The organism is Bradyrhizobium genomosp. I (2014) (assembly GCF_000261685.1).
In the GTDB taxonomy this organism is placed as follows: domain Bacteria; phylum Pseudomonadota; class Alphaproteobacteria; order Rhizobiales; family Xanthobacteraceae; genus Bradyrhizobium.
Window position 1 is genome coordinate 19555 of record NZ_AJQE01000208.1, and the last position, 9922, is coordinate 29476.

The window sequence follows — 9922 nt, forward strand, 5'->3', positions numbered from 1 at the left end:
GCCCGCGCGAGCGGGCTCCGACATTGTGCTATCTGAGAAGGGACTATCCCCATGAGCATGGGAACCGTGAAGTGGTTTAACGCGACCAAAGGCTTCGGCTTCATTCAGCCCGACGACGGCGGCCAGGACGTGTTCGTTCACATCAGCGCCGTGGAGCGCGCTGGCCTCGGCTCGCTGCGCGAAGGCCAGAAGATCTCCTACGAGATCGTGGCCGACCGCCGCTCCGGCAAGTCGGCGGCGGACAATCTCCGCGCGGCGGGCTGAGCCCGCCGGGCTCTTGGCCCGATCGGCTCGAACCAGTCAGAGGAAAGAAGAAGGCCGTGCACGACGCACGGCCTTTTGTTCTCAAGCGCGATGCGATGAGGATGAAGCGCATCGCGCTTTAGTTGGACTTGGCGCCCCCGCCGGCGTTGCCGCTGGCACTGCTGCTCAGCGAACCGGCCTGGCTCATCGTGTTGTTGAAGTAGGTGTCGCTGTCGCCGAGCGTCACGCGACGCTGGCAAAGCGGTACGCAGCTGTAGGACTCGCGCTCGATCCCGCGATAGACGGTGACGAGCCGATCGCTCGGACCTTCAACCTGGATCTGGCGATCGACCAGAATCTCGCCGCCCCGATCGAGCGCGATGAAGTTGGTGGCACCATAGCCCTTCCCGGTCACGACGATCATGCCGCCCGGCTGGAGCGTAACATCGGCGATCAGGGGATTGCCGACCACGATGGTTGCCACCTTGCCGGGCAGCCGTACCAGCTTGGCCTGGTCGACATTGACGGCGATGGTATCGGCGGTGGGCTCGGCTAGACCGGCGACCGGCCATGCCAGCACCGCCGCGGCAACCAGAAGACAGACGCGCGCACGACGGCGCAGCAATTCTCTACGCATACTCTTACCCCCGGGACGTCACAAACCGGCAGAAGCGACAACAGCGGAGCCGGTGCCCGACCCGGCTAACCTGCCTTCAATTCGTGAACGTTCCGCAAACTCGCCGACTATTGTTTGAACGGACTGGGACCTGCGGGCCCCCGCCGTCCCTTCTAACGACGGAACGGATAGGCGAGTTGGCCCCCGATCCCCTTCGGCATGGTCGCTTCGTCCTTGCCGTAATCCTGCGGCAGCGTCCCTTCCGGCATGCGGAAAGTGCCGAACAGCACGTCCCAGACCGGGAACGTCCCGGCGAAATTGGTGTCGCCGCCCTCTTCGAGCGAGGTATGGTGCCAACGGTGGAATACCGGTGTCGCCAGCACGTATTTGAGCGGTCCGAAGGTCCAGTTCAGGTTGGCGTGCACGAAGGCCGAATGGAAAGTGGTGAACGGGCCGACCCAGATCATGACGTTCGGGGAGATGCCGGCCATCAGCAGCACGACGTCGACGCTGATCGTCCCGAGCAAGAGATTGACGGGATGGAATCGGGCCGCGGAGATCCACCCGATTTCCTCCGACGAATGATGGACGGCGTGGTACTTCCAGAAGCCGCCGTCGTGGAAAAGCCGGTGCAGCCAGTACAGCATGAAATCGGACAGCACCAGGAAGAGCAGGGCCTGCACCGACAGAGGCAGCTGCGACAGCGGACCATGGCCGTTGTCATAGAAGGCGATGAGTCCGTCGGCGTCGTGGATGTTGAAGACGACGCCGGCGCCGACGATCAAAAGTCCGATCCGCATGGTGCGGGCGAACACCGGAACGAAGAACCAGTAGCAGATGTCGGTGATGATCTCCCGCTTGCGCCACCACGGCGCGCCGGGATTGCAGGCCCAGAAATGCTCCAGCACGGTGAAGACGGCCGCGAGCACGAAGGTGACGGGGATCACCTTCACGATGGTCTCTCCAAGCATCAGGGCGACTTGCATGGGCAGGCTCGACATCGTCGCCTCTCTTGCGAATTCCAGTCCCGCCTACGCCTACTCCGCGAAATTTAAGGGAGGGTGAAGCAGGCGCCGCGCTGCCGATGCATCCGGAACCGTAACGTATCGCAGCTGCCGCCTTAAGGCGAAATTCACCCTGGGCAAAGGCACCGCGCCGGAGTTGAGTTTACCCGATCGAATTAACTCCGCCGAAAGGGCTCGGATCTCATGGTCGTTGCGTCAAGACAGCGCCGAACGAGGCGAACTCACCCATAGGGAGTTTTGTTCATGAAGAACTTGATCGCGCGTTTCGCGAAGGATGAGTCCGGCGCCACCGCCATCGAATACGGTCTGATCGCTGCCGGCATCGCGCTGGCCATCATCACCGTCGTCAACGGTCTCGGCACTGCGCTGAACGAAAAGTTCACCTCGATCAGCACGTCGCTGAAGTAGCCGACCGACGAACGACGGCAAAAGCCCCGGGCTTCCGGGGCCTTTGTTTTTCTGAAGACGGCGAGTTCCAGTGGCGTTGCGCAAATTCAGAACCGATGCCGCGGTCGCGGCGAACGAGGCGGGGGCGGCGCAGGCCGCCTCGCCGGCCTATTGGATCTGCCTTGCGCTGCTGCTCGCGACGGTCGCACTCGCCGCGCGCATTGCCAGCTTCTGGTGAAGGCGCATTCGTCGGCCACGGCCTCGCGCCCCTGCCGACGTTGTCGGTTCGTTTAACACTACGCGCTAGCATCCGGCGACGCCGGCTCCCGCGGCAAACCCAGGCCTCAAGACGCAGCCCATGATCCTCGACCTTGCGCGCCTTCTGCTCTTCCCGGCCCTGATGGCGTTCGCCGCCGCGAGCGATCTCTTCACGATGACGATCTCGAACCGCGTGTCGATGGCGCTGGTGGCAGGCTTCTTCGTGCTCGCCCTCGCCGGTGGCATGGCACCTTACGAGATTCTGAGTCACGTCGGCGCCGGCGCGCTTCTCCTGGTCGTGGCCTTCACCTGCTTTGCGATGGGCTGGGTGGGCGGCGGCGACGCCAAGGTCGCAGCGTCCGTCGCGCTCTGGTTCGGCTTCGCGCAACTGATGAACTTCCTGCTCTACGCCTCGCTGTTCGGCGGTGCGCTGACGCTGCTCCTGATCCAGTTCCGGCAATGGCCGCTGCCTTACGGGCTGGCGGGCCAAGCCTGGCTCGCACGGCTGCACGCCAAGGAGAGCGGCATTCCCTACGGCATCGCGCTCGCGCTGAGCGCGTTGATGGTCTATCCGGAGACCGAGTGGGTGAAGGCGATCGACCTCGCTCACCTCGCACTGCGCTGAAACGCGCCGGGTAAACCCGGCGTTAAGGCGATTTAGATACGCCTCATTAACCATGCTTTGACGAATAGCTGGTCAACTGCCGATGACGGCGGCGGCAGCGTCGCGGCGTATTGTTGGAAAGTGAAGCGTATGAATAGGGCACGCATTGTCGTCCTGACGGTCGCCATCTGCGCCGGCGGCGTCGCCGCGTACCTGGCGAGCGGCACCGACAACTCTGCGCCGCCTCCGCTTCCGGTCGCGCAACTGCCGACCGTCGACGTCCTCGTGGCCAAGAACGACATCGGTCTCGGCCAGACCGTGAAGCCGGAAGACGTGCAATGGCAGACCTGGCCGGCCGCGACCGCCAGCACCGCCTTCATTCGCCGCAACGAGCGACCCGAGGGGGCGACCCAGGTGGCCGGTTCGATCGCGCGCGCACCGTTCATTCAGGGTGAGCCGATCCGCGACCAGAAGCTGGTCAAGGCCGAAGGCTCCGGCTTCATGGCGGCAATCCTGCCCACCGGCATGCGGGCGATCTCGACCGAGATCTCGCCGGAGACCGGCGCAGGCGGCTTCATCCTGCCCAACGATCGCGTCGACGTCCTTCTCACCCGCCGGTTGAAGAACCCGGACCAGAGCAGCGGCGCCCCCGACCTCATCACGTCCGAGATCATCCTGGCCAATATCCGCGTCCTGGCCATCGACCAGGCGCCCAAGGAGAAGGACGGCCAGAACGCGGTGATCGGCAAGACGGTCACCCTCGAGCTCAATCCCGCGCAGACCGCGACGCTCTCCGCGGCGCGGCAGAGCGGCACGCTGTCGCTGGCGCTGCGCAGTATCGCCGACGTCAAGATGAGCGAGATCACGCTCGATGACTCCGCTGAGAAGCGAGACGGTGTTTCGATCATTCGCTACGGCATTCCAAGTCAGACGGCTAAGGCACGATGAAGACAGTCGACATGAAGTGCAGGGCAGATTCGGCGACGATGAGAACTTCACTGGTCCGCGCCCTGTCATTTTCGGCCGCCTTCGCGCTGGCGCTCAACCCGGTGATGACGACCCCGGTGGTCGCTGCCGATTACCGCCCCGTGGCGCCGGCCGCGGCGGATGGCCAGATCAACGCGCGCTTCCTCTCGCTCGGCATCGGCAAGTCGATCGTGATCGACCTGCCGCGCGACATCAAGGACGTGCTGGTCGCCGATCCCAAGATCGCCAATGCAGTGGTCCGCTCGGCGCAGCGCGCCTATATCATCGGCGCCGCCGTCGGCCAGACCAACATCGTATTCTTCGATTCCGCCGGCCAGCAGATTGCGGCCTATGATATCGCGGTCAAGCGCGACCTTAACGGCGTACGGGCCGCGCTGAAGCAGATCCTGCCCAATTCAGACATCCAGATCGACGGCCTCGGCGACGGCATCGTCCTGACCGGCACGGCTGCCAACCCGATGGAAGCGCAGCAGGCCAACGAACTCGCCGCGCGCCTGGCCGGCGGCCCCGAGAAGGTGGTGAACTCGATCGTGGTGCGCGGCCGCGACCAGGTCATGCTCAAGGTGACGGTCGCCGAAGTCCAGCGCAGCATCATCAAGCAGCTCGGCATCGACCTGACCGCCAACCTCAATTACGGCACGTCGGTGGTCAGCTTCTCCAATTCCAATCCGTTCACGGCCCTCGGCAAGAACCTCGTGGACGGCAACAACCTGACCACGAAGTTCGGCGCCGCCCCGTCGGTGCAGGCCACCCTGCGCGCGATGGAGACCGCGGGCGTCATCCGCACCCTGGCCGAACCGAACCTGACCGCGATCTCGGGTGAATCGGCAACGTTCATCGCCGGCGGCGAATTCCCGGTCCCGGCGGGCTATGCGTGCGACCCCGTCACGCATGTCTGTACCACCCAGATCAGCTTCAAGAAGTTCGGCATCTCGCTCAACTTCACGCCGGTGGTGCTGAGCGAGGGCAAGATCAGCTTGCGCGTGATGACGGAGGTCTCAGAGCTCTCGAACGAGAATTCGATCACGCTGTCGCAGGCCGTGAGTTCGACGTCGGTGAACTCGCTGACGGTGCCCTCGATCAGGACACGCCGCGCCGAGACCTCGCTGGAGATTCCCTCGGGCGGCGCGATGGCGATGGCCGGCCTGATCCAGCAGCAGACCAAGCAGGCCGTCAGCGGCTTGCCGGGACTGATGCAGCTCCCGATCCTGGGTACGCTGTTCCGCAGCCGCGACTTCGTCAACAACGCAACCGAGCTGGTCGTGATCGTGACGCCTTATGTCGTCCGCGCAGTGGCGCCGAAGGACCTGTCGCGGCCGGATGACGGCTTCGCCCCGCCTGCGGATCCGCAGGCGCAGCTGATCGGCAATATCAACCGGCTCTATGGCGTGCCAGGCCGGACCGAACCGGCCAGGAACTACCGCGGCACCTACGGCTTCATTACCGACTGAGGCGGAACGGGGACTTCATGATGATCACGAGACCACCCCAGCTTCGCAGCCGCGCCATCCGCCTCGGTGGTGCCCTCGTCGGCATGGCGCTCGTGCTGGGCGGCTGCCAGCACGACGAAGTCGCCACGGCCTCCATTCCCGACGATTACAGGCAGCGCCATCCGATTGCGATCGAGGAGCAGAATCGCTCGATCGTCGTCTTCGTCGGACATGCCCGCGGTGGATTGACCGCCGCCCAGCGCGCCGACGTGATGGGTGTCGCATCGGCATGGCTGCACGAAGGCACCGGCGCCGTTCGCATCGACGTGCCGTCCCATACGCCCAATGCTCGTCCGGTCGCGGACACGATGCGTGAGATCCAGGCGATCCTGGCGGCGGCAGGCGTTCCGCCGCGCGGCGTCAGCGTTCACCCCTATCAACCCGAAGACAAGCGTTTCCTGCCGCCAATTCGGCTGACTTATTCCAAGATCGCCGCGGTCGCAGGTCCCTGCGGCCTGTGGCCGGAGGACATCGGCCCTTCGATGAAGAACAAGCGCTGGTTCGAGAACAAGGACTACTACAATTACGGCTGCGCCTATCAGCGCAACCTCGCGGCCATGGTCGACAATCCATCGGACCTCGAGCAGCCGCGGCCCGAAACCCCGTCCTACACGCCGCGGCGCATCACCGCCCTCGAGAAGTATCGCAAGGGAACCTCGACGGCGACCACCTATCCCGAAGCCGACAAGGCCAAACTCAGCGACACCGGCAGATGATCAGCTACGCTCGCCAGACACAAGAAGCGCAGCCGGAAGCAGCGCCCCCGCCGGTCGAGGAACATATTGCGCCCGCGCCGCGCGTCTCGGTCCAGGCCTTCTGCGAGACCGTGGAGACTGCCGCCGCGGTACAGGCGGCTGGCGAGGATCGCCGTCTCGGCAAGGCCCATCTGAAGATTCAGATGGGCGGCATGCCGGCCGCGATCGAAGCGTACCGCTCGGCCCCCACGCCGAACGTGATCGTGCTCGAGAGCGACGGCCGCAGCGATCTGTTGAGCGGGCTCGACCAGCTCGCCACCGTCTGCGACGCCGGCACCCGCGTGGTCGTGATCGGCCGCATCAACGACGTCATGCTCTATCGCGAGCTGGTTCGCCGCGGCGTCAGCGACTACGTGCTTGCGCCGGTCGGCGCGATCGACGTCGTGCGCTCGATCTGCAACCTGTTCTCGGCGCCGGAAGCCAAGGCGGTCGGCCGCATCATCGCCGTGGTCGGCGCCAAGGGTGGCGTCGGGGCCTCCACCATCTCCCACAATGTCGCCTGGGCGATCGCGCGAGACCTCGCGATGGACGCCGTCGTCGCCGATCTCGACCTCGCCTTCGGCACCGCCGGGCTCGACTACAACCAGGATCCGCCGCAGGGCATTGCCGACGCCGTGTTCTCGCCCGACCGCGTCGACACTGCCTTCATCGACCGCCTGCTGTCGAAATGCACCGACCATCTCAGCCTGCTGGCGGCGCCTGCGACGCTCGACCGGGTCTATGATTTCGGCACCGACGCCTTCGATGCCGTGTTCGACACGCTGCGCTCCACCATGCCCTGCATCGTGCTCGACGTTCCGCATCAATGGTCGGGCTGGACCAAGCGCGCCTTGATCGGGGCGGACGACATCCTGATCGTGGCCGCGCCTGATCTGGCCAACCTGCGCAATACCAAGAACCTGGTCGATCTCTTGAAGGCCGCGCGCCCCAACGATCGACCGCCGCTCTACTGCCTGAACCAGGTCGGCGTGCCGAAACGGCCCGAAATTGCCGCCACGGAGTTCGCCAAGGCCATCGAGAGCCAGCCGGTCGTCTCGATCCCGTTCGAGCCGCAGATCTTCGGCTCGGCGGCCAACAACGGCCAGATGATCGCGGAGATCTCCGCCAACCACAAGTCGATCGAGATGTTCCTGCAGATCGCCCAGCGCCTGACCGGCCGCAGCGAGACCAAGAAACAAAAGTCGTCCCTGCTTTCACCTCTGATTGAGAAGTTGCGGGGAAAATAAGCCACCGCATGGAGTTGTTAAGTGTTCGGTAAGCGTAGCGGAACAGACACCGACCTTCGGGCGCCCAAGCCCGGTGCCGTGTCGCCCGAGCCTGTCCAGGTTCAGGCGCCGACGGTGTCGCGCGCCCTGTCTCCGCCGTCCGTCGCATCGCCGCCGCTTGCTCCCGCCAAGGCCCCGCCACCTCCGCCCATGGAAAGCCGGCGTTCGGATAATTATTACGAGGTCAAGGCGACGATCTTCGGCGCACTGATCGAAGCCATCGACCTCGCCCAGCTCGCCAAGCTCGATTCGGAGTCCGCGCGCGAGGAAATCCGCGACATCGTCAACGAGATCATCGCGATCAAGAACATCGTGATGTCGATCGCCGAGCAGGAGGAACTGCTCGACGACATCTGCAACGACGTGCTCGGCTACGGCCCGCTCGAACCTCTGTTGTCACGCGACGACATCGCCGACATCATGGTCAACGGCGCGAACACCGTCTACATCGAGGTCGGCGGCAAGATCCAACGCACCGGCATCCGCTTCCGCGACAACCAACAGCTTCTCAACATCTGCCAGCGCATCGTCAGCCAGGTCGGCCGGCGCGTCGACGAATCCTCGCCGATCTGCGACGCGCGCCTCGCCGACGGCTCTCGTGTCAACGCCATCGTGCCCCCGCTGTCGATCGACGGTCCCGCGCTCACCATCCGCAAATTCAGGAAGGACAAGCTGACGCTCGATCAGCTCGTCAAGTTCGGCGCGATCACGCCGGAAGGTGCCGAAATCCTCCAGATCATCGGTCGGGTCCGCTGCAACGTGCTGATCTCCGGCGGTACCGGCTCGGGCAAGACCACACTGCTCAACTGCCTCACCAACTACATCGAGCACGACGAGCGCGTCATCACCTGCGAGGACGCCGCGGAGCTCCAGCTTCAGCAGCCCCACGTGGTTCGGTTGGAAACCCGCCCGCCCAATATCGAGGGCGAGGGCCAGATCACCATGCGCGAATTGGTGCGCAACTGTCTGCGTATGCGGCCCGAACGCATCATCGTCGGCGAGGTCCGCGGACCCGAGGCCTTCGACCTGCTCCAGGCCATGAACACCGGCCATGACGGCTCGATGGGCACGCTGCACGCCAACAACCCGCGCGAGGCGCTGTCGCGCTGCGAATCCATGATCACGATGGGCGGCTTCTCGCTGCCCTCGCGAACGATCCGCGAGATGATCTGTGCTTCGATTGACGTCATCATTCAGGCCGCGCGCCTGCGCGACGGCTCCCGCCGCATCACCCACATCACCGAGGTGATGGGCATGGAAGGCGACACCATCATCACCCAGGACATCTTCCTCTACGACATGGTCGGCGAGGACGCCAACGGCAAGATCATCGGCCGGCACCGCTCGACCGGCATCGGCCGCCCGAAATTCTGGGAACGCGCCCGCTATTATGGCGAAGAGAAGCGCCTTGCCGCTGCGCTCGACGCAGCGGAAGTCGCTCCGACGACGTGAGCAGGTCAGCGCCGCCATGAAGATGCAGATCCTCGCCCTCGCCTTCCTTGCCACCGCAGCGGTCGGTGGCATCGCCTGGGTCTTCCTCTATCCGCTGCTGTCCGGGGAACGAAAGGCGGAAAGCCGCCGCGCCTCGGTCGCGCGCGCCGAGGCGCCCACGGCCCGCCAGGCCGAGAAGACCCAGCGCTCGCGCCGCGAGCAGGTCGAGACCACGCTCAAGGACCTCGAGGCGCGTCGCGCGCAGGAGAGGAGCGCTCCCCTCAGCGTCCGCCTGTCGCAGGCGGGGCTCGACTGGACGCCGCAGAAATTCTGGACCGTGTCCGCCGTCGTGGCGGGTGTCTTCTTCGCCGTCGCTCTGTTCGCTGGCGGCGGCCTGATCGGCGCCTCCGGTCTCGCCTTTGCCGGCGGCTTCGGCCTGCCGCGCTGGGCACTCGGCTTCCTGAAGAAGCGTCGCGAAACCAAGTTTCTGGCCGCCCTGCCCGACGCGGTCGACGTGATCGTTCGCGGCATCAAGGCTGGCCTGCCGCTGTTCGAATCGATCAAGGTCGTGGCCGCCGATTCGCCCGAGCCGCTGCGAAGCGAGTTCCTGGCGATCATCGAGACGCAGGCGATCGGCATGCCTCTGGGCGAAGCCTGCGCGCGGCTCTACGAGCGCATGCCGCTGCCGGAGGCCAATTTCTTCGGTATCGTGGTGTCGATCCAGCAGAAGTCGGGCGGCAACCTCTCCGAAGCACTCGGCAACCTCTCCAAGGTTCTACGCGATCGCAAGAAGATGAAGGAAAAGATCCAGGCGATGTCGATGGAGGCCAAGGCCTCGGCCGGTATCATCGGCTCGCTGCC

The 9922-nt window shown here is 64.9% G+C and carries 12 protein-coding genes; 10 read left to right on the plus strand and 2 right to left on the minus strand.

What is annotated here, in order from left to right; genetic code table 11:
* The first annotated feature begins 51 nt into the window (after positions 1-51).
* Positions 52-264 (plus strand): cold-shock protein, encoded by a 213-nt coding sequence (locus tag IC50_RS20310; RefSeq protein ID WP_014439634.1) that lies wholly within the window; start codon positions 52-54, stop codon positions 262-264.
* Positions 265-382: 118 nt separating this feature from the next.
* Here IC50_RS20310 and IC50_RS20315 read toward each other — a convergent pair whose 3' ends face one another.
* Positions 383-880, minus strand: a complete 498-nt coding sequence (locus IC50_RS20315) for a pilus assembly protein N-terminal domain-containing protein (RefSeq protein ID WP_035708696.1) — start codon at positions 878-880, stop codon at positions 383-385.
* Positions 881-1032: 152 nt separating this feature from the next.
* Positions 1033-1860: a sterol desaturase family protein gene (locus IC50_RS20320; RefSeq protein ID WP_035708699.1), complete on the minus strand. Its 828-nt coding sequence runs from the start codon at positions 1858-1860 to the stop codon at positions 1033-1035.
* A gap of 267 nt (positions 1861-2127) precedes the next feature.
* Between IC50_RS20320 and IC50_RS20325 the strand changes: the two genes are divergently transcribed.
* The 9 genes from IC50_RS20325 to IC50_RS20360 all read left to right on the plus strand — a co-directional run.
* Positions 2128-2292, plus strand: a complete 165-nt coding sequence (locus IC50_RS20325) for a Flp family type IVb pilin (RefSeq protein WP_035708704.1) — start codon at positions 2128-2130, stop codon at positions 2290-2292.
* A gap of 76 nt (positions 2293-2368) precedes the next feature.
* On the plus strand, positions 2369-2509 hold the full coding sequence (locus IC50_RS42015) for a hypothetical protein (protein WP_162131525.1): 141 nt from the start codon (positions 2369-2371) through the stop codon (positions 2507-2509).
* Between the two features lie 120 nt (positions 2510-2629).
* Positions 2630-3154 (plus strand): A24 family peptidase, encoded by a 525-nt coding sequence (locus IC50_RS20330; RefSeq protein WP_035708706.1) that lies wholly within the window; start codon positions 2630-2632, stop codon positions 3152-3154.
* Between the two features lie 129 nt (positions 3155-3283).
* On the plus strand, positions 3284-4081 hold the full coding sequence (cpaB, locus tag IC50_RS20335) for a Flp pilus assembly protein CpaB (protein WP_035708709.1): 798 nt from the start codon (positions 3284-3286) through the stop codon (positions 4079-4081).
* Positions 4082-4092: 11 nt separating this feature from the next.
* Positions 4093-5571 (plus strand): type II and III secretion system protein family protein, encoded by a 1479-nt coding sequence (locus tag IC50_RS20340; protein ID WP_035708721.1) that lies wholly within the window; start codon positions 4093-4095, stop codon positions 5569-5571.
* A 20-nt stretch (positions 5572-5591) separates the two neighbouring features.
* Positions 5592-6326 carry a CpaD family pilus assembly protein gene (locus IC50_RS20345; RefSeq protein WP_035708724.1) on the plus strand — a complete coding sequence of 245 codons (735 nt, stop codon included), beginning with the start codon at positions 5592-5594 and terminating at the stop codon, positions 6324-6326.
* The gene (locus IC50_RS20350) at positions 6323-7591 is read left to right on the plus strand and encodes an AAA family ATPase (RefSeq protein ID WP_035708711.1); all 1269 of its coding nucleotides are present in this window, start codon (positions 6323-6325) and stop codon (positions 7589-7591) included. The genes IC50_RS20345 and IC50_RS20350 overlap by 4 nt, the downstream gene beginning before the upstream one ends.
* 21 nt (positions 7592-7612) lie before the next feature.
* Positions 7613-9082 (plus strand): CpaF family protein, encoded by a 1470-nt coding sequence (locus tag IC50_RS20355; RefSeq protein WP_035708714.1) that lies wholly within the window; start codon positions 7613-7615, stop codon positions 9080-9082.
* Positions 9083-9098: 16 nt separating this feature from the next.
* A partial coding sequence (locus IC50_RS20360; RefSeq protein WP_035708727.1) for a type II secretion system F family protein occupies positions 9099-9922 on the plus strand: 824 nt, incomplete at its 3' end.

Coding starts and splice junctions, on each gene's coding strand:
- IC50_RS20315 (WP_035708696.1), bottom strand. CDS start 880: ATGCGTAGAGAATTGCTGCGCCGTCGTGCGCGCGTCTGTCTTCTGGTT.
- IC50_RS20310 (WP_014439634.1), top strand. CDS start 52: ATGAGCATGGGAACCGTGAAGTGGTTTAACGCGACCAAAGGCTTCGGC.
- IC50_RS20345 (WP_035708724.1), top strand. CDS start 5,592: ATGATCACGAGACCACCCCAGCTTCGCAGCCGCGCCATCCGCCTCGGT.
- IC50_RS20330 (WP_035708706.1), top strand. CDS start 2,630: ATGATCCTCGACCTTGCGCGCCTTCTGCTCTTCCCGGCCCTGATGGCG.
- IC50_RS20340 (WP_035708721.1), top strand. CDS start 4,093: ATGAAGTGCAGGGCAGATTCGGCGACGATGAGAACTTCACTGGTCCGC.
- IC50_RS20325 (WP_035708704.1), top strand. CDS start 2,128: ATGAAGAACTTGATCGCGCGTTTCGCGAAGGATGAGTCCGGCGCCACC.
- cpaB (WP_035708709.1), top strand. CDS start 3,284: ATGAATAGGGCACGCATTGTCGTCCTGACGGTCGCCATCTGCGCCGGC.
- IC50_RS20350 (WP_035708711.1), top strand. CDS start 6,323: ATGATCAGCTACGCTCGCCAGACACAAGAAGCGCAGCCGGAAGCAGCG.
- IC50_RS20320 (WP_035708699.1), bottom strand. CDS start 1,860: ATGTCGAGCCTGCCCATGCAAGTCGCCCTGATGCTTGGAGAGACCATC.